The 22,830-nt window shown below is 26.1% G+C and carries 34 protein-coding genes and 1 other annotated feature; of the genes, 1 reads left to right on the forward strand and 33 read right to left on the reverse strand.

Going from position 1 to position 22,830, the window contains the following annotated elements:
- Nucleotides 1-20: 20 nt before the first annotated feature.
- The 18 genes from EMELA_RS02820 to EMELA_RS02885 form a co-directional block, all read right to left on the reverse strand.
- Nucleotides 21-338, reverse strand: coding sequence for a hypothetical protein (locus tag EMELA_RS02820; RefSeq protein WP_028124497.1), 318 nt, complete (start codon nucleotides 336-338; stop codon nucleotides 21-23).
- A gap of 214 nt (nucleotides 339-552) precedes the next feature.
- Nucleotides 553-732, reverse strand: coding sequence for a hypothetical protein (locus tag EMELA_RS02825; RefSeq protein WP_028124498.1), 180 nt, complete (start codon nucleotides 730-732; stop codon nucleotides 553-555).
- A gap of 825 nt (nucleotides 733-1,557) precedes the next feature.
- Nucleotides 1,558-1,851, reverse strand: a complete 294-nt coding sequence (locus EMELA_RS02830) for a hypothetical protein (RefSeq protein WP_028124499.1) — start codon at nucleotides 1,849-1,851, stop codon at nucleotides 1,558-1,560.
- A 201-nt stretch (nucleotides 1,852-2,052) separates the two neighbouring features.
- Nucleotides 2,053-2,181: a hypothetical protein gene (locus tag EMELA_RS05200; RefSeq protein ID WP_268875443.1), complete on the reverse strand. Its 129-nt coding sequence runs from the start codon at nucleotides 2,179-2,181 to the stop codon at nucleotides 2,053-2,055.
- Entirely contained in the window at nucleotides 2,166-2,330 is a 165-nt protein-coding gene (locus EMELA_RS04510; RefSeq protein WP_156932132.1) for a hypothetical protein, read from the reverse strand. The genes EMELA_RS05200 and EMELA_RS04510 overlap by 16 nt, the downstream gene beginning before the upstream one ends.
- A 452-nt stretch (nucleotides 2,331-2,782) precedes the next feature.
- Nucleotides 2,783-4,603: an ABC transporter ATP-binding protein gene (locus EMELA_RS02835; RefSeq protein WP_028124500.1), complete on the reverse strand. Its 1,821-nt coding sequence runs from the start codon at nucleotides 4,601-4,603 to the stop codon at nucleotides 2,783-2,785.
- Nucleotides 4,604-4,612: 9 nt separating this feature from the next.
- Nucleotides 4,613-6,451, reverse strand: a complete 1,839-nt coding sequence (locus EMELA_RS02840; RefSeq protein ID WP_051584620.1) for an ABC transporter ATP-binding protein — start codon at nucleotides 6,449-6,451, stop codon at nucleotides 4,613-4,615.
- 1,560 nt (nucleotides 6,452-8,011) lie between these two features.
- The gene (locus EMELA_RS02850) at nucleotides 8,012-8,377 is read right to left on the reverse strand and encodes a hypothetical protein (protein WP_028124502.1); all 366 of its coding nucleotides are present in this window, start codon (nucleotides 8,375-8,377) and stop codon (nucleotides 8,012-8,014) included.
- Entirely contained in the window at nucleotides 8,378-9,682 is a 1,305-nt protein-coding gene (locus EMELA_RS02855) for a DUF2130 domain-containing protein (protein ID WP_028124503.1), read from the reverse strand.
- 488 nt (nucleotides 9,683-10,170) lie between these two features.
- Nucleotides 10,171-10,347, reverse strand: a complete 177-nt coding sequence (locus EMELA_RS04940) for a family 1 glycosylhydrolase (RefSeq protein WP_169733557.1) — start codon at nucleotides 10,345-10,347, stop codon at nucleotides 10,171-10,173.
- Between the two features lie 211 nt (nucleotides 10,348-10,558).
- Nucleotides 10,559-10,729 (reverse strand): hypothetical protein, encoded by a 171-nt coding sequence (locus EMELA_RS04945; protein ID WP_169733558.1) that lies wholly within the window; start codon nucleotides 10,727-10,729, stop codon nucleotides 10,559-10,561.
- Nucleotides 10,730-10,866: 137 nt separating this feature from the next.
- Nucleotides 10,867-10,998 carry a family 1 glycosylhydrolase gene (locus EMELA_RS05390; RefSeq protein ID WP_169733560.1) on the reverse strand — a complete coding sequence of 44 codons (132 nt, stop codon included), beginning with the start codon at nucleotides 10,996-10,998 and terminating at the stop codon, nucleotides 10,867-10,869.
- A gap of 8 nt (nucleotides 10,999-11,006) precedes the next feature.
- Nucleotides 11,007-11,159 (reverse strand): hypothetical protein, encoded by a 153-nt coding sequence (locus EMELA_RS04955; RefSeq protein ID WP_169733559.1) that lies wholly within the window; start codon nucleotides 11,157-11,159, stop codon nucleotides 11,007-11,009.
- Nucleotides 11,160-11,516: 357 nt separating this feature from the next.
- Entirely contained in the window at nucleotides 11,517-12,065 is a 549-nt protein-coding gene (locus tag EMELA_RS02865) for a hypothetical protein (RefSeq protein ID WP_028124504.1), read from the reverse strand.
- A gap of 1 nt (nucleotide 12,066) precedes the next feature.
- Nucleotides 12,067-12,459: a hypothetical protein gene (locus EMELA_RS02870; protein ID WP_028124505.1), complete on the reverse strand. Its 393-nt coding sequence runs from the start codon at nucleotides 12,457-12,459 to the stop codon at nucleotides 12,067-12,069.
- A 14-nt stretch (nucleotides 12,460-12,473) separates the two neighbouring features.
- Nucleotides 12,474-12,677, reverse strand: coding sequence for a hypothetical protein (locus tag EMELA_RS02875; protein ID WP_028124506.1), 204 nt, complete (start codon nucleotides 12,675-12,677; stop codon nucleotides 12,474-12,476).
- Nucleotides 12,678-12,680: 3 nt separating this feature from the next.
- Nucleotides 12,681-13,175 carry a hypothetical protein gene (locus EMELA_RS02880; protein ID WP_028124507.1) on the reverse strand — a complete coding sequence of 165 codons (495 nt, stop codon included), beginning with the start codon at nucleotides 13,173-13,175 and terminating at the stop codon, nucleotides 12,681-12,683.
- Nucleotides 13,176-13,239: 64 nt separating this feature from the next.
- Complete coding sequence (locus tag EMELA_RS02885; protein WP_028124508.1) at nucleotides 13,240-14,082, reverse strand: hypothetical protein; 843 nt, start codon at nucleotides 14,080-14,082, stop codon at nucleotides 13,240-13,242.
- A 153-nt stretch (nucleotides 14,083-14,235) separates the two neighbouring features.
- On the opposite strand from EMELA_RS02885, the gene EMELA_RS02890 reads away from it, so the two are divergent.
- On the forward strand, nucleotides 14,236-14,430 hold the full coding sequence (locus EMELA_RS02890) for a hypothetical protein (protein ID WP_028124509.1): 195 nt from the start codon (nucleotides 14,236-14,238) through the stop codon (nucleotides 14,428-14,430).
- Here the strand turns inward: EMELA_RS02890 and EMELA_RS02895 are convergent.
- From EMELA_RS02895 to EMELA_RS02960, 15 genes are all read right to left on the reverse strand, one after another.
- Complete coding sequence (locus EMELA_RS02895; protein ID WP_028124510.1) at nucleotides 14,417-14,626, reverse strand: hypothetical protein; 210 nt, start codon at nucleotides 14,624-14,626, stop codon at nucleotides 14,417-14,419. The genes EMELA_RS02890 and EMELA_RS02895 overlap by 14 nt on opposite strands.
- Before the next feature lie 332 nt (nucleotides 14,627-14,958).
- Nucleotides 14,959-15,270 (reverse strand): hypothetical protein, encoded by a 312-nt coding sequence (locus EMELA_RS02900; RefSeq protein WP_028124511.1) that lies wholly within the window; start codon nucleotides 15,268-15,270, stop codon nucleotides 14,959-14,961.
- A 515-nt stretch (nucleotides 15,271-15,785) separates the two neighbouring features.
- Nucleotides 15,786-16,019 carry a hypothetical protein gene (locus tag EMELA_RS02905; protein WP_028124512.1) on the reverse strand — a complete coding sequence of 78 codons (234 nt, stop codon included), beginning with the start codon at nucleotides 16,017-16,019 and terminating at the stop codon, nucleotides 15,786-15,788.
- Between the two features lie 134 nt (nucleotides 16,020-16,153).
- The gene (locus tag EMELA_RS02910) at nucleotides 16,154-16,351 is read right to left on the reverse strand and encodes a hypothetical protein (RefSeq protein ID WP_028124513.1); all 198 of its coding nucleotides are present in this window, start codon (nucleotides 16,349-16,351) and stop codon (nucleotides 16,154-16,156) included.
- 240 nt (nucleotides 16,352-16,591) lie between these two features.
- Nucleotides 16,592-16,771: a hypothetical protein gene (locus EMELA_RS04960; RefSeq protein ID WP_028124514.1), complete on the reverse strand. Its 180-nt coding sequence runs from the start codon at nucleotides 16,769-16,771 to the stop codon at nucleotides 16,592-16,594.
- Between the two features lie 378 nt (nucleotides 16,772-17,149).
- Nucleotides 17,150-18,364, reverse strand: coding sequence for a Sapep family Mn(2+)-dependent dipeptidase (locus tag EMELA_RS02920; protein ID WP_332370127.1), 1,215 nt, complete (start codon nucleotides 18,362-18,364; stop codon nucleotides 17,150-17,152).
- Nucleotides 18,361-18,516, reverse strand: a complete 156-nt coding sequence (locus EMELA_RS04965; protein ID WP_198407639.1) for a hypothetical protein — start codon at nucleotides 18,514-18,516, stop codon at nucleotides 18,361-18,363. Before EMELA_RS04965 ends, EMELA_RS02920 begins: the two co-directional genes overlap by 4 nt.
- Nucleotides 18,517-18,526: 10 nt before the next feature.
- Nucleotides 18,527-19,438 (reverse strand): J domain-containing protein, encoded by a 912-nt coding sequence (locus tag EMELA_RS05255; protein WP_028124515.1) that lies wholly within the window; start codon nucleotides 19,436-19,438, stop codon nucleotides 18,527-18,529.
- Nucleotides 19,439-19,527: 89 nt separating this feature from the next.
- The gene (gene rpmA, locus EMELA_RS02930; protein WP_028124516.1) at nucleotides 19,528-19,815 is read right to left on the reverse strand and encodes a 50S ribosomal protein L27; all 288 of its coding nucleotides are present in this window, start codon (nucleotides 19,813-19,815) and stop codon (nucleotides 19,528-19,530) included.
- 1 nt (nucleotide 19,816) lies between these two features.
- Nucleotides 19,817-20,131: a ribosomal-processing cysteine protease Prp gene (locus tag EMELA_RS02935; protein ID WP_028124517.1), complete on the reverse strand. Its 315-nt coding sequence runs from the start codon at nucleotides 20,129-20,131 to the stop codon at nucleotides 19,817-19,819.
- Between the two features lie 2 nt (nucleotides 20,132-20,133).
- On the reverse strand, nucleotides 20,134-20,433 hold the full coding sequence (gene rplU, locus EMELA_RS02940; protein ID WP_028124518.1) for a 50S ribosomal protein L21: 300 nt from the start codon (nucleotides 20,431-20,433) through the stop codon (nucleotides 20,134-20,136).
- Nucleotides 20,434-20,438: 5 nt separating this feature from the next.
- Nucleotides 20,439-20,523 (reverse strand) — a sequence feature (ribosomal protein L21 leader region).
- A 77-nt stretch (nucleotides 20,524-20,600) separates the two neighbouring features.
- The gene (locus EMELA_RS02945) at nucleotides 20,601-20,993 is read right to left on the reverse strand and encodes a hypothetical protein (protein ID WP_028124519.1); all 393 of its coding nucleotides are present in this window, start codon (nucleotides 20,991-20,993) and stop codon (nucleotides 20,601-20,603) included.
- A gap of 132 nt (nucleotides 20,994-21,125) precedes the next feature.
- On the reverse strand, nucleotides 21,126-21,347 hold the full coding sequence (locus EMELA_RS02950) for a hypothetical protein (RefSeq protein ID WP_028124520.1): 222 nt from the start codon (nucleotides 21,345-21,347) through the stop codon (nucleotides 21,126-21,128).
- Nucleotides 21,348-21,584: 237 nt separating this feature from the next.
- Nucleotides 21,585-21,989 carry a hypothetical protein gene (locus EMELA_RS04970; RefSeq protein ID WP_198407640.1) on the reverse strand — a complete coding sequence of 135 codons (405 nt, stop codon included), beginning with the start codon at nucleotides 21,987-21,989 and terminating at the stop codon, nucleotides 21,585-21,587.
- A gap of 127 nt (nucleotides 21,990-22,116) precedes the next feature.
- Nucleotides 22,117-22,587 carry a hypothetical protein gene (locus EMELA_RS02960; protein ID WP_051584621.1) on the reverse strand — a complete coding sequence of 157 codons (471 nt, stop codon included), beginning with the start codon at nucleotides 22,585-22,587 and terminating at the stop codon, nucleotides 22,117-22,119.
- Nucleotides 22,588-22,830: the final 243 nt, after the last annotated feature.

The following is a 22,830-nucleotide window of genomic DNA, read 5'->3' on the forward strand; positions in this document are numbered from 1 at the left end:
GTATCTACTTTAAACTCATTTTAATTAGTTTCTAAAAATGTATAAGTATAATGTTTTACTTGTGCTAATGAAGCATGATTTACAACACTTCCTCATGCTCAATGGTATCAAACACCAATATGTAATTTGATTGTTAAATTATTCCCATTTCATTGTTTATATAAAACAACTCTAGCTCGTTCATTTGATGAATGAGAAGGATCTGTTTTTTCAATAATTTTTTCGCTATTGTTATAACCTTTTAAAATGTAACTATGTGCTCATGACTGATATTCTGCTTCTTTACCTTTTTTATTAGTTACCATCTCAACTATTTCAGAAATTGAACATGTAATCAAAAATTACATTAATAACTCCATACTTTTTTAGAAATTCTGATTTACTGCTTGCATAATTTGTCGTATTAATTGTAATGCAATGTACTAAATGTTCATATCATCTATCTTTAATACCTTTTTCAATTCTTCAATCAATTGAATTGGGTCTACTTGGTAATTTTTTATCATTTGTTGAATCTAAAAAACACGATAATCACTACCATAATTTTCTTCCCTAAAAAAGTTCATTAACTTTTGTGTTATTGCTGTTCTTGCCATCAAAATTAAAATTTTTATATACTTCAGTTGCTTTCAAATTGCTCTTATGTGAATAAGCATAATTAACAGCAGTACTACTTGTAACAATTACGCTTAAAGATAATAGTAATCCTGATAATAAATTTTTAATTTTCATAATTTTACCCTGCCTTAATTTCATTATGTTTTTTAATTTTTGAATTGTCAAACAAGTATTGTGGTAGCGATATGAATAATGAAAAAGTTAAATCAATACTATAGTATTAATAAAAAAACCATTTCAAAGTGAAACGGCTTGTTTATAAATAAAATATTCTATTGTTTACAATAATTATTAATACCCTATTTGGATATAACCTGTTAATTTTTTATCATTAATTAATTTGTATCCTGCTTTTGTTAATAATGTAAACGTATATTCATATCTTTTTGCGCCAGATTGAACATTTTCTATTTTAGTTATATTATTTTTTTCTTTTAAACTAACTTTATTTTTTTAATCTTTTCCTTCTAAGATACTAACAATATCTTTTTTATCATCTTCTCATTTCATGTAGTATAGATACTTTTTTGCAATAAGTTTTTCAATACTAGAGTAAATTGTGGCTACATTTGCTTCTTGTTTATTTACAAGTAGTTTAACATCTATTTTACCTGTTAAAGCTTTGTCTAACGCATATTTGTCTTTTGCATTAAGTGTAATAGAAAAATAAATGTCTTCTTTTGTTTAACCAACTGTTGGTCCAAATTTAGGATTATATTCTGCTGTTTCAATATTAAAAGATTTAGTATTTACTTCTTTAAGTTTTTCAACCGCATCTTCAATTAAATTAATTTCTATTAATCTTAATCTTTTTATTTGGTTATCTAGTTTTGTTTTTGTTACAACTGTGTCAGTGTCAGGTTTTTCAACTTCTTTACAAAAATCATGTCAACTTTTCCTGTATAAATTGTTGATTTTTCTTTTGGTTCAACTGTAACATTATAATGTAGTTGTTTCTAATCAGAAATATAATGTTTGTTTAGTAATAGTTAATTTGATTTTATCACCATTTAATTCTTTATTAGCACTTAATAAAGCAGCTTTTACAGTAGCTTCTTTTTCATCATCTAACTTACCTAAATCTAAATTAGTGATAATTGCAGATAAATCATCAGCGACAAATTCTTCAGTATAGAATATTACATCACTAACTTTACCTTTGTAAATAGTTGAACTTTCTTTTGGTTCAACAGTCACAGTATAATTAGTTTTCTCTAAATCAAAAGCACTCACATCTTTTTTAATTGATAATTTAATTTCATCACCATTTAATTTTTTATTTGCTTTTAATAAAGCAGCTTTAACAGTATCTTCATTTGCGTTGTCTAACTTACCTGAATCTAAATTAGTGATAATTGCAGATAAATAATCAGCTAAATTTGTTTCAGTATAGAAAGTTATATCACTAACTTCTCCTGTATAAATTGTTCATCCTTATTTTGCTACAACTACAACATTATAATTTTTAGTTTCTTTTGCAAATGTGCCTGTTGCTTCTGAAATTGTTAATTTAATTTCATTATTATATAAACCTGGATTAGCATTTGCTAGTGCTGCTCTCACAGTTGCTCAGTTGCTTTATCTAATTTACCTAAATTTGTTTTAGTAATAACTGTTAATAAATTATCAGCAACAAATGTTTCAGTATAGAATGTTACATCAGTAACTTTTCCTGTATAAACTTTTGAATTTTCTTTTGGTTCAACAGTCACAGTGTAATTTGTTGTTTCAGTTGCAAAAATTTCTGTTGCTTTTGAAATAGTTATTTTAATTTCACCGACATTTAATTTTGTATTAAATTTAATTAAAGTTTCCTTAACACTTTGTTAGTTTGCTACATTTAACTTATTTAATTTTTTGTTTTTAATTATGTGAACTAAATTTACTTTTTACTGTTTTTTGGAACCTTGCTACATGAAATAGCAACTGTTGTAGCTAGTTTTGGTGTTAATGCAGAGGCACCTAAAAGAGGTAACAATTTTTTAATTAATTTTGCCTTTCCTTTTACTTTTCCCGCCCTACCAACCTTAAAATTAATGAACCTTTTCCCAGTTTCAAGTTTAGTCTAAAAAAAAACTTTTTAGTTGAAATACAATTGAAAGTTTAATGTGATATGACAGCATAAAAAAATCACTTATAGTTGAATGATTTTATTTTTTGCTTATTAATGTTCGATTTTTCCGGCTTCGTATAGGTTCTTGAAGTGTCCTTCTTTTTGTGTTAATTCTTTAAAAGTTCCTTCTTGAATGATCCCAGCACCATTACCACCAAGCACTACAATGTGATCAACACTTTTAATTGTAGATAACTTATGTGCAATAGTAACACTAGTTCTACCCTTCATTAATTGATTCAATTTATTTTGGATTTCTTTTTCTACAATATTATCTAAAGCTGATGTTGCTTCATCTAAAATTAATAACTCTGGATTTTTTAAAATTATTCTAGCAACAACTAGTCTTTGTTTTTGTCCACCAGATAACATAAATCCACGTTCACCAAGTACTGTTTGATAACCTTCTGGTCAACTCATTACTAATGCATGAAGTTCTGCTTTTTTACATGCTTCAATTGCATCATCATCTGTTGCATCAAATTTACCATATTTAATATTTTCTAAAACTGTACCAAATAAGATTTGTGGTTCTTGTTCAACATATCCAACATGTTTTAAATAACTTGATAAATTTAACGCTTTTAAATCATCTTTTCCATTAATTAAAACTTGACCTTCAGTTGGATCATAGAATCTTAATAACAATTTAGCAATTGTTGATTTACCACTACCAGTTTCACCAACAAAGGCATATGATTTACCATATTCTAAAGTAAAGTTAAATTTTGGTAAGATTAAGTTTTCTGGTTTTTCTGGGTATCTAAAGTTAATATCTTTAAATACAATATCTCCTTTTAAATCAGTTACTTCTTTTCCTTCATGATAATGGAAATCTAAAATTGATTCTGCGTTAAGTGTTCTTAAAATTCTTGAAGATGAAACTCCAGCCATTGCTGCTGCTCCTGAAATCATAAATAATGTTATAATTGGCCCTGTTAACATTCCTTGTGCCATTACAAAGGCTGGGAATATTTGGAAGAATGCTTCCATTCTTGATGTATCAGTAGTTCCACCAAAAAAGACTGCAGCAAATACAGGTGCAGTGAATAATAATAAGAAGTCTCCAACAAAAACGATCATTGAGAATAAACTCATTCATTTTCCAATTAATTTACCTTCATTATAATAATCAACGTGTTTGTCTTTAAAGTGTTGTGTTTCATAGTCTTCTGTTCCAGAAGATTTAATTAATCTAACTGAAATAACACGATCAATAACATTACCATTAGTTTTTTCTAAAGTTAATCTTACTCTTTCTCATTTTTTTACTAAAACATTATAGCAAACAACAAAGGCAGTTAAAATTAATAAGAAAATAACAGCACCAACCAATGCAATTCTTCATTCAAGAATAAAAGTTAATGCTAATCCAATTAATGCTTGTAAAAATGCACTAGCTATATTCAAGGGAATATCAACTGCTGAGTTACCAACAATTTGTGCATCAGATATTACATTAGTTAATAATTCTCCAATTTTTTTATCTGAATAATAAGGAATATCTTGTCTAATTAATTTTTCTAAAATTTCATTTCTTAAATGAGTTTCAATTCGTTTTGCAAATGTATTTGATCATCAGTTAAATAAGAATGAATTAAATAAGTTAAGGAATAATAAAACAGCTGAAATAATAATTAATTGCGTTGTATCTAATCCTCAATAACTTACTAATCAAAAACCATCAGTTGAAGTATTACCAATTAATGATAAGTTAATTTGATTTGTTAATAAAGGAGCTAAAAATAACATTAAAGCTCAAAAAAGAAAGTTAGGAATTACTCATCAGTTCTTTTTAAAATCTTGCTTATAGTATTTAAAGAATATATAAATAAATGCTTGATTATTTGAAATTTCTTTTTTCTTTTTCATAATTCCTCCTTAAATATTTTGTTTTTCTTCTAATAAACCTGCTTCATATAAGTTTTTAAAGTGACCTTCAATTTTAACTAGTTCTTTAAAAGTACCTTGTTGTACAACACCTTTGGCATTACCACCAAGCACAATAATATGATCAACGTTTTTAATTGTTGAAAGTCTATGTGCAATTGTAAAGCTTGTTCTGCCTTTCATCAACTCATTTAGTTTTGCTTGAATTTCTTTTTCCACAATATTATCTAAAGCACTTGTAGCTTCATCTAAGATTAAAATTTGTGGATCTTTTAAAATCATTCTAGCAATAACTAATCTTTGTTTTTGTCCACCAGATAACATAAATCCTCGTTCACCAAGAATTGTATTATAATCTTCTGGTCATGACATAATTAGTTTATGAATTTCAGCTTTTTTACATGCTTCAATCACTTGTTCATTACTTGCTTCAAATCTACCATACTTAACGTTTTCAAACACATCCCCAAATAAAATTTGTGGTTCTTGTTCTACATATCCAATATGTCTTAAATAACTTGATAAATTTAAATCTTTTAAATTTTGATCTTTATTAATAATGATTTCTCCATTGCTTGGATCATAAAATCTTAATAATAAACGTGCAATTGTTGATTTACCACTTCCAGTTTCACCAACAAAGGCATATGACTTACCTTCTTCAAATGTAAAGTTAAATTTAGGTAAGATTAATTTTTCTAATTTTTCAGGATATCTAAATTCAATATCTTTAAATACAATATCCCCTTTAATATCATTAACAATAATTCCATCAGTATAATGTGGATTTAATCTTGATTCATCATTTAGTAATTCTGAAACGTGTGTACTTGCTACTCCAGACATTGCCAATGAGAATGTAATTCCCTTTAAACTATTATAAGTTGCGATTAAACTTGCTTGGTTAATCATATAAGCTGGGAATACAACAGCAAAGAATAATGCTGATGCATATTGATCTCCTTGAATTGAATAAATTATCCCTGCAATAATTGGAATCGCAAATTGTAAGATCATTGATCCAGCATAAACTGTAGTCATTAAGAATGATAAGTTTAAAATTGCTGGTTTATGTGCTTTAAAGTTAATTTCTTGTTGATTTTCTAAAAAAGCTTTTTCATAATCTTCTGTTCCAGTTGATTTAATTAATCTAATTGTTCCAACTCTATCTGTTACATTACCATTAACTTCTTCATAAACATCTCTAACAACAGCATATTTTTGTACTGTTTTAACATAGAATACAAAGTATAAAATTAATAATGCAAAGTAGATAATTGATCCAAAGATTGCAATTTTTCAAGCAAGAATGAATGTCATAGTAAATGCTACAAGAAATTGTGAAAGTGAAATTCCAATATTAGTTGGAATTCTCACAGCTCCATCACCTAAGTTTTGGGTATCAGCTACAACACTAGTAAGAATTTGTCCGATTTTTTTATCTGAATAGTATGAAATATCTTGTCTTACTAATTTTTCAAGAATTTTATTTCTTAAATCTACTTCAATTCTTCTTCCTAGAATTCATGAGAAGTAGTTAAATACAAATGTTCCAAGTGCATCTAATAAGATCATTGATACAGCAACAATAATAATTGTTGTTGAACTTCATCCTCATCATAAAGTAGCTTCATCTGAATTTATTACTCCATTTTCGCTTTTAATTGCTAATACTATTTGTTGTGTTAAAAGAGGTATTGTGGCTCTAGTCAAACAAAAAGATAAAATAGTAACAGTTAAAATTAAAGTGATTCATCAATATTTAACATAATATCTTGAAATGATTCTAAAGAATTCAGCATTTCTGGATACATCTTTTTTTGTTTTCATATTTCCCTCTTTTTCTAATAATTTTACAATATATAAATAATATCATTAACTTTAAAAATTTAATAGAACAAAATCTAATTTTAAAATAAAAATAAGTTAATAAAAATGCCGAAGCATTTTTATTTTTATAAATTTGATAATATTTTTGTAAATAAATAATTTAATACAATTGATCTAATTGATAAGTAAATTTCCATATTTGTTTCTTGATGTAACACTATTAAATTATCATTATCAATAAATTTATGAGTTTACGATGTTGATGTTACTACAAATATATTTCTTTTGCTTTTGAATGCTTGGTTATATAAACTAATCAGATTTTGATTATCTAAGCATGAAGCAAAGAATAAGCATAAATAATTTGTTTCACTTTTATCAATTCAAATATCATGTAAGCGTCTTTGATTATTAAAACAAGATTCAATATTCATAAATTGTAGTTTACTAGCAAACAGTTCTACATTTTTATTTTGTTCATATGAAGAAAATATATAAACTTTACTTGCAGTTTTAATGGATTCATCAATTTATTAATTTGTAAATCTTGTGAATCAATTTAATCTAAGTATTTGTTAATTAAATTTCTTATATTAGTTTTTTGATTTTTATTTTTAGTTTTTGATTTTTCGAATGGCTTATATAACTCTTGTTCAACTTTTATTCTGACAATAATTTTTCTAAAACCTTCATATCCATACTTTTTTGAAAAAGCTGTTTAGTCAGATTCAGATATAAAACATACTTCAGAACATTCTTTACTTGTTGGAATAATTCCTTTATCTAAACAATCAATTAAATATTTAGCAATCATTTTATTAGATGTTGTTTCATTGCTCTCATATATTGATTTAAGTTCTCTCTTATACTTTTAAACATTTTTTAACTCTAAAGTACTTCTTAAAAATATTAAATACTTATAACTATTTTTTATATATACAAAAGTTAGTGCATTTTTTTATATAAAAATATTGTAGAAAAGGCAAATAAGATTGTGATATTTTGGATTAGCGTTTTTTAAATATCACAATACCTCACAGATAGTTAGATTAACCTAATTTCATTTAAGTATGAGATCAAAGCTTCTGGATTATTAAAAAGTTATGATTTAGTATATTACTAAATTAGTCTTTTCTACTTATGATTGTAATACAAATAAGAGCTGCAGTTGCAGCTTTTTCTGTTATTTCATTAATTATTATAGATCATTTAGTTAAACTCAATTATTTGATAATTCTATTTTATTATTGCTTATACATAAATAAACGTTTTCTAAGTTAATGTTGTTTATATCACAAGCTTTCTTCATTAAAGATATATTAGTTTTTTCATTAATTTCTTTTCTTGTTGCTCCACCTAAGTCAAAAAGAAAAATTGTGTTTGTATTTATTAATGATATTTTTTTGCTAAAAATGTCAATTTGTTCTTTACTTAATAATTCTTTATATTGATTTTCTGAATTTTTGTTTACGTTGCTTTTTTTATCTAATTCGTCATATTGTACTTTAAATAATAAAGAACAGCATTTTATTTCTAATTTTTTAGTATTTTCAAATTCTATTAAAAAAAATTAGGTGTTTTACATTTAAAAATTTTTAAAATTTTATAGCCTTCATAATATTTTGGCATAATATGTTGAATATAATCTCTTAAAATATAAATTTGTTTTTCAAAATTTTTTAATGAATGTTCATGATTTTTGAAGCAAAATTCTCTTTGTTCAATATTATCTGAACAACAAATAAAATTACCTAAATAAGCATGAATGTCCATATCTTCGCTTTTTGAAAAAATTATGCCATAAATATCTTGACTTCTATCTAATGTCGTATTATTTTTATCATAAATCAATACAGGACATTTTTCAGATTGCTTATTTAAATTTTCAATGAATTCTTTATTTATTTTATTTTTTATTTCTGTCATTTATTCTCCTTCTACAACCATTTCACCCAGTATTTTAGCAAGTCCCTTTTGAACTTTATTAAAGAACTGTTGGTTGATTACATTAATTGATTTTTTAATTCTTGATGAATTACGTTCTAAACTATCTGCAACTTTATCAAGATCTTCTAATTCCTTTTGCATTTTTTTATAAGCAATTGGAAATTGTGTAGTTCAATATTCATTCAATTCTTCTTTTTGTTTTTCTAATTCCTTCAATAATTCATTATTTGAATTATTTGTAAACGCTTTAGCTTTTTGATTATATTCAAATTCAAATTCCACTAATCTTCTTACAATTTGGCCAACAAATATAAAACTTTCTGAATCAGTAATTCATATATTTTCATATTCATCACTTCTAATAAATGGTAATCCTGGATGCTTATCATTAAAGCTTGTTGCAATTAAAACTCCATATTTAGTTTTGTTATTTGCTACATCAGTTGAAAGTTTTGAAACTCATGCATTACTTCATTCAGCATTTTTTACTTCATAAACAATTTTTCCAATTTCTTCTTTTTTATGATTTTTAATTATTTGCAAATAATCCGCTTTTCTTTCACCAGTAGTAATTTTTTCAATTCCATCAAATAATGAGAATGCCTTAACTAAATCTTCATAAACTTCATGTTCAAAGTTTTCACCTTTACGTTTTGAGTTAATAATTTTGAATTCACGGTTAGCTAAATTTAATTCAGCAATTCGCTTTTCATAATCTAGCTCTTTTGTCTTAAATTGTAATTCTTTATTATTATTCAAATTTTCAATTTCAATTTTTTTCTTGTTTAATTCAAGTTTTAAATTATTGATTTCTTGATTAAAATAATTAGTTAAAACTTCTTTATTTTTTTCAACTTCAAGATTTAATTTTTCAGCTAATAATTTAATTTCAATTTCTTTATTAGACAACTTAATTTTTAAATCATTTTCAATATCATTAAATGTTTTTGATAAATCATTTTTTTCTTTATCAATTTCTAATGCTTTTTGTTCATTTAATTTATTAATTAAATTATCTTTTTGACTTAATGAAATATTTAATACTTCAATCTCCTTGTTAAATTGATTAATCATTTCTTGTTTAACAAGATTGATTTCAGTTGCTTGTTTTTCATTTAGTTGTTCAACTATTTCATTTCTTACCTGATTTCTAATTTTAATTTCTTGTTTTTGTTTTAATTCATTCAAATAATTTTCAACTAAAGTTCAGTTCGAATCATGATTTTTAAATGAGTCTTTAGTAATTTTTTGTCCACAATTTGGACAACTAAAAATAATATCCATACGAATATTCCTTTCTTTTTATGCAAATTTTAGTTATTTGAGAAATTAGAATAAACACTTGCTGTCACTCTTGTTCACTTTCTGTTAATCTAAGGTTACTAACCTACTATTATTATACTCTTATTAGCTATTAAAAGATATACCTAGAACCAAAAAAATTTCACATTTTCATGCAGAATTTTTAAAGTAATTTAAACTTCTCTTGTCATGCTAACTTCTTTAAATCAATAATATGATTTTTTAGGAATTCTTTTCTTAGTTTTATTCCCAAAATCATCTTGATCAACATAAATTAGTCATATCTTTTTGCCATTTCGCTTGTTCCATGTGAAACAATATCAAACGGGCTTCAAACAGTATAACGATACATTCAATACCATCTTCAACAGCTTTTTGAACTTGTTCTAAATGTATTTTAAATAATTAATTTGATATTCGTCATTAATCATTTCAAGGTTAGGGTTTATTTCTTTAAAACCAATTCCATTCTAAAGGATAAATAATGGTTGTTGGTATGGATCATATAATCTGTTCATTAAAATTCTTAATCCGACTGGAACAATTTGTCATCCTCAGGCATTTTCTTCTAAGTGTTTATTTTTTCCAACTTTAACTAAGTTTCCTTCAGTTAATGAGTCTTCTTTTAAACTAACAACACTAGTCATATAATAACTAAATCCAATAAAATCACAAGTATTTTCTTTTAAAAGAATTCTATCAGCTTCTGATATTTGTAATTCAATACCAAATGTTTTATATAAATTTAAAGCTTAAAGCGTATTTTGGATATGCTACTCAATGTAATACATCAAAATAAGCATAGATTTTTAATTGTTGATCTTTTTCAGCTTTTAAAACAGCTAAGGGGTTTTAATCTTATGCATATGACAACAAACTTGGTACCATTGATCCAAACTTAAAACTTGGGTTAATTTTTCTTTCTGCTTTAATAATTGCTGGATTAGCTAAAAAGATATCATGAAGTGCTATCACAGATAGACCTAAATATTCTTTTGTTCATCATCACGTAAACCTACTCCTGCTCATACACTATAATTAGCTGCATTAAGCTCGTTAAACGGAATTCAGTACTTAACTTTATCTTTATATCGATTTAATAATATTGTTGCAATTAATATAAAAATCAATTAATGCTCGATTCTTTCAATCGCCAAATTTTTCAACTAATAATATGGCATTTCATAATGTGAAATCGTAATAACTGGTTCTATTTTATTTTTAACAAGTTCATTAATTAATTTATCATAAAATTTTAAATCTGCTTCATTTGGTTCAGTTCATCTCCATTTGGAAATATTCTAGTTTAAGCAATTGAAGTTCTAAAACAATCATTATTCATTTCAGCTAATAATTTAATATCATCTTTGAAATGTTTATAAAAATCAATTCCATTTTTCTTTGGATAATAATACTTTGAATTAGGATCTAAAGCATCTTTGATTTTATCTGGTGTCATTTTTTTCAGTGTTAATGTCTTTTTGGTCTAATGAAGATTGTATCTACGCATTTCTGCAATTGATAAACCTTTACCATCAACATTTCATGAACTTTCTGCTTAATTAGCAGAAATTGAAGTTCCTAACATAATTTTTTTATCTAGTTTTCCCATGTTTAACATCTTTTAACATTCATTTTTTGTTTAATTTGTGATATATAACTATATTCATCAAACAAAATGTTATTTGTTCTTTCCTTAAAATATTTAACTTTTGAAAATACAAATGTCATTACCGATGATATTGAAAAACCTAAAGCAACACTTAATATACCTCAAACAATTGATCCGTCAGCTCATTATCAACATTGATACCTTCTAGAGCTTTTGATGCGAAACCAATAATTCGAAGAATTCCAAATGGTGCTGCGTTTGTTCAAACACCAGCTGATGTATAAAGTAAAGAACCAAAATAAGCCCCAATTGCTGATCAATTAATAGATATAAATATTTAAGTGAAATTGAATAAATTGCTGGTTCTGTTACTTCTGCAAAAAATGCTGATATTCCATTTAAATACGCAGTATTTTTAACTTCTTTACAATGTTTGTTAATATATCCAAATGTTAAACATCCAACAGGTAAACAAATATTTGAAATAATTAACAATGTCATTATAAATCTTTCGTTAAATTTCATAATATCTTGCATTAAGATTGGTCTAATTGTTCTGTGTAAGCCAAACACAACCATTGGTGCATAAAACATTTCAATTAATGGTGTAAAGATATATTTTGTTAAATGATGTGTCATTAAGAAGTTAAATCCAATTGACATATAGTTTTTAATGATTAGACCAGCAGGAGCAATTGTAAAAATTGTTATAATAACTGTTCCTGCGGTCATAACCATTGGTTGAATAAGCAATCTAGCACTGCCTAGTTTTATTTTGTTCAATTAATTTAATTAAATTATTAACAATTTTAATAATTATTTTTTTAGATTGTTCTGGATGCATTTCTGTTAATTTAATAATTAAATAACTCTTTGTTACTTGATCATAACTAGTTTTTTTAATTAACTTATCTTCGATAATGATTTTCTTATTAATTAGTATTATGCTTTGATGTTCATCATATGGTTTGAATGTATAATTTGCTTCAATATTTTCAAGTTCTTCTTTTTCTTGTTCTAAGAAAAATAGAATAAACGTTAATACTACTAACAAAAGAATTGTAAATACATATACTCAGTTAATTAAAGCATCAAAGAAAATTGGTACTAAGAAACTATTTTCACTATATAAAACTGATTGAACCATTGAATAAAACCAATTTACCCAATAAAAAAGTTTTTAAGATTTACAAATCAGTTATCTACCACATAAGATTCTAAAACAATACCAATCTTGGCTTTTCATTCATCATTTCCAATGTAAATATTATTTAGAATTTTAAAAATGATCATTAACGTTGTTGAAAGTAAAATTAATAATAAGATAATTGATAATTTAAATTTGTCATTTTTGACTATCTTCATAAATTATTCCTTATCTTTCTTTTTAATACCAATAAATACAGTAGCAACAGAAATTGCAACAATATTAATTCCAGCTAAAACTCATAATGAAACTTTCATAACTTTGTTTTGTTTTTTACCAACAAATGATTTATTACCATTAGAATTTGGATCGACTTTAAAAGTTAAAGTTACACTTCCTGTATAAATTTCACTTGAATTGTTTGGTTCAATTATCACTTGTGCTTCTTCTTCAATAAATACAACATTAATATCAAATTGTGCTCAACTCACATCTAAATTTTTTGTTTTGATTAAGTTTATTAAGTCTACTACATTAAATTGATTTTTAGCGACTGTATCAGTTGAGACATTAATAATGTTTTTCACATCTCTTGTAGCAACTATTTTAACTTTAATTGAACCATTATATAAACCATCATCTTGTTTATCTTCAATAAATAAACAATCTTTTAATGAATCTAAAGAAATATTTACTTCATGTCAGTAAAATACCAATTGACCATACTGACATATAATGTTCTAGTTAATGCATCAATATCTTCTTTATCTTCTTCTCTGATTAACACACCTTTAGCAAACTTTTTTGATAATTTACTAAATCATATTCAATAAAATAGCTTCCTTCAATGGCTCCTGAATAAACTTCTGAATGTTCATTAGCAACCACTTCAAAGTTATATCGATCAACTAATTTAATATGTAATTCATCAAAACATACATTTTCACTTTCATGATTATTTTGAGTTTTTGTCATTAAGACATCTTTTAAACTAGTTAGCATTTTAGCTTCAGTATCTTTATCAATATCTAAAACATCAATACGACCTAAATCAATTGGATCAAGAATAACTTTAGTTAATTCTTTTAGTTTAATTTGAACAGGAACTTCAATATGTTGTTCTTCTTCAGATCTTGTTTTAATATATGTAAAGCCAACTTTTAAATTATTTACAGCAGTAATTTTGCCAATCCCAATATCTGGTTCGTGAACTGTTGGAGAAGTTGTTACTTCAAATGAAATATCTTTGATATTAATTTCTATTCAACCCTTCTTGTCTTGTAAGTATTCAAAAATATCTTCAGTTTTAGTATCTTCATAGAAGATAAAAGTTTTTTGTTCAGGTGGTTCACCTGTCATATATACAAATAAATCATCTTCTGCAAGATTACGAATTTTAGGAATTTGAATTACAACTTCAACACTTAAATACTCTGAGTTTTTATTACCTTTAAGTGTAATAATTCCAAATTCATCAACTTTTGAAATTTTAATATCAATTGATAGATCAGTTTCATTAACTGAACCTAAACCTAAAATTAAGTTTAAGCGATCAATGATTTGATTTTCATCAATTAGGTTTGATACTTTACTAATATTGAATTTACTTAAATCATATTTCAACTTATTTATTTAAATGGTATTAGCATCACTTACTTTAGTTGAGCTTGGACTTTCTTTTACACCAATATAACCATCAACTCCAACTTTTGCTGGATTTTTTCTTTCAATATTAATATCATCATTTCAACTCTAGTCTTGTTACTTGTTTTTGCAATGATTACATTAATTAAATTAATAATTTCATCATCAGTTGATTCATTAGTTAATTCTTCATCTTCAAAATCTAAATCTTTTAAACTAATCGCTCCACTTGCTGGTAAAACAATTGTTTGTTCACCAGTTAAATGTGTAGCTCCACTGGTTGCTTTAACAATCGCTACTCCATTTTTATCTGCTATGGTTTTGTAATTGAGATATCTGTTTGGTTAGTAATTTTATCAAGTGAAAGTAAACTATTATTTTTTTCTGATTGTTGATAAATTTCATTAACAATAATGTTTTTAAAATATTCGTCATCTTCATTACCAGTAATTATTAATGTTGGGAATCTTGTTTTTGCGATATCATAAACTAAATGTGGGATTTCAATTGTTTGTTCATTCATCACTAATCTTGAATTATTTTCAGCTGAAATTTCAATTTTACCTGATTCATCATAACTAGCTTTTTAAATTTCAATATGAATATCATTACTTTTAATTTTAGCTCATGTTACTTCTTTTAATGCATCTAAAATTTCAATATCTTTAATATCATTTGAAATATTAATAATATCTTTAATTGCATTCTTATCATTTGCTAAATCAATTTTGGCATTATTAGTAGGTCTTAATCTAACAATTGAAGTAATAACATTATTTGGTTGTTTTTCTTCATCAAAGAATTGTACATATAAGTCATATCTTTTATTTGCATCTTCATCAGGAATTTGAATTTCTAATATTGATTCTTTTTATCATCTTTGTTATAAACAACGCCATTTTCAATTGGTGTTTCTGTATCTTGTTCTGTTAATAATACTTTTGTAATATATGAATTAGCTGATAGTGTTAAATTTGGTTTTGACTGATTTTGGTTATATCATACAAATACTTCACCATTAGGTCCGATATTTCAATCTAATGCATTTGCACCAAGTAAATTAGAAGATCTTAATGTTTCTTGGAACTTATCATTATGCACTCTATTAATTTGAGCTCGTTTAGTTTTTTTCTTTTCCTTTTGAATTAGTAAATTTATATGTTTCATCTGCTTGATACATTACTCCATAATTAAACATTCCACTATATATCTTGGTGTTGTATGATATTGTGCTGTTAAATTTGGATTTTTATAAGTTCCATCAATTGTATATTTTTAACCAACATATGAATTTGCTTTAACAACTGTTTGAGAATCATAAATCACATATTTAGTAATATCATTTACTCATTGCACATCTCTAATATATCCATCTCCATCAAGATCATCAACACCAATATTATTGATTCAATCAACTCTTTAAGTTTTTGGATTACCATCTTTAATTTTCCTAATTTATGTGCTTCAAAAGTAGTGTCCTTGAACTAGAAACTCCAATATACATTCCTTCATTATCCACAAAAAGATCATAAGCTTGTCGATCATCTTTTAATTGTGTGATATTTTCTACTTGATTATTACTATCTTTGTAAACAGCAACTTGTCCATAAACAACAAATATGTATCATTTAAATTCATTTCAACAGATAAAGTTGGATATTGCCCTATACTACTTCTAGTTGCTAATACAACAGAACTTTTATCATGTTCATAGTATTTTTAATTATTCAATCATTATTATTCTTATCCAAAGTTGTATATACAATAGAATGATCATTAGCATTATAAACTGCATCTTTAACTGTTCTTCCTTGCACATTGATTGGTTTAACTTCTTGTCCTGTGACTGGAACTTGTGTTGGTGGAGTTGGAACTAATAATCCAAGTATTCCACCAATAATAACTCCAATTCCCAACCATTCCACCAATAATACCATATTCACTATAAGTGTTTTCTTGTCATTCAAAAACAAAAATTACAGACTCACTAAAATAATATGTTGATTATTCATCACCATAAAAAATAGTTTGTCCTGAAACCTCTTGTTTTTTAGTTTTTTTTAGAACCTGGGCTAATTGGAACTCAAGCTGTTTCTTGAGTAGCCCCTGTTAATTGCGGATTCATTTTTGATCTGTATAAATAGTTATATTTTTTATCTCCAGTTCCTGTCCAGCTTGTGTAACCAGAATTTGTTTCAAAATATGATTGTCTAATTTTTGCACCAAAAGTCAATGCTGCCCTATTCATTGCTTCGTATTCTTCAATTTAAAATTGTTTTGTGCTAGATCCTTTATTTCTTAAATTTGAAAAGTCACTAGCTTCTAAAATGCCAAATGGTCCTTGCCCTACTGTTAGGGTAGTTAAAACTCATAATAAGTATTTCATCTAAAGTCCTCTTTGTTATTTCTTATATTTTTTTCATTATAATAATTTTCTGCTTTAAAAGTCAAATGGTGGAAATTATTCCAAAGTAAAAAAAGTAATTTATTACTCTTCTAATTCTTTTACTTTAACTTTATTAATATAGTTAGTTACGTAGTATTTAAACTTTTCTTCGTCCATGTCCATATTATCTTTTATCTTCATGTTGGCATCACAAATATTTCTACCTGAGCATAAAATTTTTAAAATGGCAATAATTGTAAATATTATTCAAGCACCGTACATTACTCATCCAATATATAAATCTAAATTAGCAACTGGAAATTATGTAATAATTACTGGCACTAAGTATAATTCAATCATAATAAGAAAGATGCCACATAGAAATGAAATAAAGAATACTCAATTTAATTTTAAGTAACGATCTTTTCTTTTATTTTTTACATATTGTAAATACTTTGATTATTTTTCAGTTAAATTTTTAATTTTTCAATGTTTATTAATACTTGAAAAAACTATTAAAATGACTCAAATGATAAGTGCGCCTATTGTTGTTCATAAAAATGAATACATTAAAGCTCCTCATAATTGTCAACCTATTGCTAAAATCATAAAAAAAATTACCTCATAAGATGATTATACAATTTATTATAAAATAATATTCTATTTTGCTAATTTAGTAATTGCTTTTGCATATATTTGAATCATTTTTTGTAATTCTTCAATTGTTGCATATTCATTATAGTCATGCATTGGTGATTCTTCTAAACTCATAACAGCTCCAAACGCAATTAAGTTAGGCATTGTTTTAGCATAAGTCCCTCCACCCATTGCTTGAGGTTCACTAACCATATCTCCTATAATATCTTGATAAACTTGCATAATGTTTTTTACAACTTCACCACCTTTTGGGAAATACACAGCATTTTCAATTCTATCTTTTCTATGATCTAATCCATATTTTTCAAATGCTTTTTCAATAATTGGGAAGAATTTAGTTTTAGGTTCTGATAAAACAGGAATTCTAAAGTTAAATGTAAATATTCCTTTATTATCTTTAATATCAATAATGCCAATGTTTTGAGTTAAATCACCAGTTTCATCAGAGATGTTATCAAAAATATTTGACATATTAAAGTTTAGGTGTGCTTCTTTAGCAATAAATTGAATTAAAGGATGTTTAAAACCTAATTGATCCATTGCGAATGCTAAATATGAAACTGCATTAACACCAACATGAGGAGTTGAAGCATGACCCAGTTTTCCTTTAACAATTAATTCATCACCATTAATTGAAGTGTAAATATCTTTCATTGTGTCTAATTTAGACTTAATTTCATCAATTCTAGGTCCTTTGTAAGAAACCTTATCACAAATCATGTTGTAAGCTTCTCCACCCTTAATTTCAAAATCACAAGGTACATTAGCAATTACATCCATGTTGTTAATTCATTTTTCAGCATATACACAAGGGAATAATCCATCAGGCACATAACCAGCAGATGCAATTCCATGATCTGCAACATATTTTTCCATACATTCTCAAGTTGTTTCTTCACTTAAACCAAAGATCATTCTAATTTTGTATGTATCAGATTTTCATCCGTAGTCTTTTAAGTATTTTAAAGCATATAAGTTCATCATTGTTGGACCTTTGTCATCAATAGAACCACGTCCAATTAACTTACCATCTTTTTCAATTGGTTCAAAAGGATTAGTAACTCATTCAGACATATCTCCTGTTGGAACAACATCTAAGTGACATAGAATCACATATAATTCTTTTCCTTCACCATATTCTAAAAATCCATATTTATTAGTTTCATCACGATAAGTTTCAAATCCTAATTCATTTCCTAATTTTAAAATAAAATCTAACGCATCATTAACAACGCATCATTAACACTTTTTCCAAAAGGCATATTGCCAACTGGATCAGCTAATACTGATGGAATTTTAATTAATTCTTTTGTTTTTTCTAAAGCTTCTTTAAAATATTTGTCTAATAATAATTCTTTGTTAATTTCCATAATAATCTCCTTAATTAACTTTGTTAATTGATTTTAAAAATTGATAAGCTCGATTGATTTCAACCATTTTTTCTTTTGCTTCTGGCGTTTTATTTTTATCTGGGTGATAAGTCATCGCTAATTTTCGATATTGCTTTTTAATTTCTTCACTAGTTGACTTATCTGAAACACCAAGTGTTTGATAAGCTCAGTTAACATCACTAAACTGATCAGATATTTTTGATTGATTAGTTTTTTGATAATGAAAGTATTGCTGACCATTGTTACTTGTAAACTTTTTATTTTGTTTTTGAAAAATTCCTGTTTGTCGATATAACTCATGAATTAACTGGTTAATTCCGTCTGATAATCAACCTTCTAATATATTTAGCATTTCATCAACATCAATTAAACTTTCACCTTTTAAAAAATCTATTTTACCTATAATTATTCTTGGTACAAACCCTTGAATAATAACCTTCATATATATATTTAAAGATTCATTGTAAAATTTCATCAAAAAGTTTCGATTTTCATAATTATCTGTTAATCCAGTTTGGTCAAAAGCTTTTAATAATTTTCTTTGTTCAGTTAATCAAAAATTTAATAATTCTGATTGTGTTTTTGTTAATTCTTTTATTACATCGTTTGTTGTTGTAAATGAAAAATTGTTGTTAGCTAAATATTCTTTTGTATTATTAAAATCTGAGTTAAACGGAAAGTCTTCAAAGCTTTCAAAATAATTATATTTTTCTATCAACACTGTTCTTTTAGTATTACGCATTCATACTTTTCGATTAGTACTTAATAACTCTTCATTACGCTTCACCTGATCATCAGTTGATTCAATCCGGTTTCGTTTAAACGTGAATAAAAATGTTATTGATCCAATAACAAATAATGCAACAATTATACAAACTATGATAATTAACATTTTTACCATGATAAACCTCTTGTTATTTATATTATTTTAACAAAAATAAGCAAAAAAAATTAGTCAAATATTCGACTAATTATTATTTATGAATATTATTATTCAGCAGTAGGTACAACTTTAACTTTTGTACGTCCTTTTCCGAATTTTTCATATTTAACAGTTCCTGATACTAAAGCAAATAAAGTATCATCTCCACCACGACCTACATTTTGACCTGGGTGTATTTTTGTTCCTCTTTGTCTAAAGATGATTGAACCTGCATTAGCAAATTGCCCATCAGCTTTTTTAGCTCCTAAACGTTTTGATTCTGAGTCACGACCGTTTTTAGTTGACCCTACTCCTTTTTTAGAAGCGAAGAATTGTAAATTTAATATAAAACGCATATTAGTATACCTCCATAATTTCTATAAATTGTTTGTATTGTGATTGAATTGTTGATAATTGAATTTTCAACATTTCTAACATTGTTTGTAAAGATTGATTTTCTAAATTTTTATTTTTAATAATAACTTTATTTTCTAAAACTTCTAAATCAATATCTTTTGAAAAATGAATGTCCAAAGCATTTAACGCTCCAAAAGTAATTCCTGAAACAGCTGCGCACACAAGATCTTGTCCATATGGTCCTGATTCTGCATGACCAGATATTTCAACTTGAATAATTAATTCACTCTCATGTTTAACTTTGACTTTAATCATAATTAAGCTTCAATTTTTTCAATTTTTACTTTTGTATATGGTTGTCTGTGACCATAAACTTTATTAACATTTTTCTTTGGGTGGTATCTAACTACACGAATTTTTTTACCTTTACCTTGTTTAACGATTGTACCAATAACTTTAGCACCTTCTACTAATGGGCTTCCGAATTTTCCATCAACCATTAATACTTCTTCAAAAGTAACTTCAGTGTTTAATTCACCATTTACTTTTTCGATAAAGATTTCCATTCCAGCTTCAACTTTAATTTGTTTTCCACCTGTTTTTATAATTGCGAACATATTTATCCTCCATTTAGACTCGCCTTAATACGTGAGATATCAGGATATCTGCTTATGTACGTATTAGATTAAGAGCGGTTGAAACTTGATTTCAACATTTAAATGATACTACAAACCAATTTATAATTCAACTAAAGAGATTAACTACTTATTAGATTTATACGTTTTTAACCAAAATACTTATTAAATACAAGATCTTTAACTACATTTGCATCAACATTAGCATTTAAAGCTTTTGTTGTGTCTAAACCATTACCTGTATTCATCAGACTGTTATCAAATGATCTCATTGTTTCTAATTTAACAACATTTTCAGAAATATTATTACTTGCAGTTAATTTAACAGAAGTCGTATCATCAAACTCAAAACTAGATCCTCCAATTTTAAACTTGGCTTTATCATGACCTTTTGCTGCTTCAATATAAGCAAATGGATGCATTGCCACATCAATTACAAAATCACCAACTTTACCAACAATTGAACCGATTCTATTTAATAAAGTTCCAGATGCTGCTACTTCTTTAATATCTTTTAATTCATTATCTTTTATCTTTTGCATAAATACCTCTTTTCTAACTTCATCTTGTTATTACGAAAAAAAATAAATTTATTTAAGTTTATCAAAAAATAAAAAACCAGAATTTTAATTTTCGCAAAACTGTGATTAATTTATAAATATATGAAATATTTTTTATAATACTTCGTTTGGTACAGTTACTTGTATTTTTGAAATATTAATTCTGGCAATATATGTGTCTCTTCATCCACCATTTTCTCAGAAAATAAATTTAACTCCACTTGAATTTTGATAATTAAGAGTGATACATAAAAAGTTCATTTCATTTTTAAATTTATCTTTTTGTAAAAATAACTTTAATCAATTATTTAAATAAGTTGAACGGGGTTCACCCATACTAACAATTTCTTTTTCAAAGTTTTATAAAAATGTTTTTCAAAGTCTATCTTCAATTGCACGTTTCAAACTATTTTGTGCATCAGTTAAATTACCAATTTTTTTTAATTTTATTAAAAAAAACTAACATTTCTTTTTCTTTGTTTTCTTTAAGTCATTCAGAAATTAATATTTTAGCATCGTATTTACTTCAATATCCTGTATCACCTTTAGTACCTTTGTTACCTATTAAAGATTTTAATCAAGCTCCTTGTCACCTTCAAACCCTTGTTCAACAGCTATTTCATAAGCACTTTTACCATTGGTTCCTTTTTTACCATCAGTACGTCTTTCACCTTTTAAAGATTTGAATCAAGCAGCACGATCACCACTAAATTCAGCTTCAACAGCTACTTCATAAGCACTTTTACATGCTTTACCATTTTTACTTGGTTTTTCAACTAATGATTCTAATCATTTGTCTTTGATACCTTGGAATCTTTGTTCAACAGCTATCTCATAAGCTGTTTTTCCATTAGTTCCATTAATACCATGAGTCCCTCTAGATCCATCGGTTCCATTTTTACCATTTAATCATTTTTTTTTTTTTTTTGTGATCCATGAAAACCTAGTCAACTGTAATACCGTATGCACTTTGACCATTAACTCATCAGCACCCTTGATTCCTTTTAAAGATATTAAAAAAGTATCACGTCACCACCAAAGCCAGCTTCAACAGCAACTTTATAAGCACTCTTAACTTGTTTTCCTTCTTTACCAGGTTTTCCAACTAATGATTCAAGTCACTGATCTTTACTTCCTTGAATCTTTGTTCAACAGCTATCTCATAAGCTGTTTTTCCATTAACTCCGTTTTTACCATCAGTACCTTTAACCCCTTTTAAAGAATTTAATCAAGCAGCATGACTACCTTCTTTTCCTTCTTTACCTTGACTTCAAACTAATCATTCAAGTCACTGATCTTTATTTCCAACAAAACAATTATCAACTGCTATCTCATATGCAATCTTTCCATTGTTACCATTGATTCCATCTTTTCCCATTAACGACTTTAATCAAGCATCTTGATTACCTTGAAATCCAAAATCAACAGCTATTTCATAAGCACTTTTACCAAATTTACCTTGTTTTCCTTGATCACCTTTGTCACTTTTTGTAGGCCCATATGCAACAGTCGTTCCTACTGTTGTTGCTGTTAACCCTGAAGCAGCTAAAACGTTAATAATTTCTTCATGTACCATCCTTCCTTTCCTTAATTTAAATAATAAAAACACGTTCCATTACTTATTACCATTGAAAAAAAGCAATTTAGAATTTTTTGAGTACATGATTTCGCAAACATACTTTTATATCTAATCACTTATAGTTATACACCTTACTTACCTGGTTTAAACTATTTTCTTTTTTTTGCTTAAAGATAAATTAATTGCGCAAAATTTTTATCAATTTCAAATAGACAATATCTTAAAAACTTAATATATTTT

This window comes from Mesoplasma melaleucae (genome assembly GCF_002804105.1).
Taxonomy (GTDB): domain Bacteria; phylum Bacillota_I; class Bacilli_A; order Mycoplasmatales; family Mycoplasmataceae; genus Mesoplasma; species Mesoplasma melaleucae.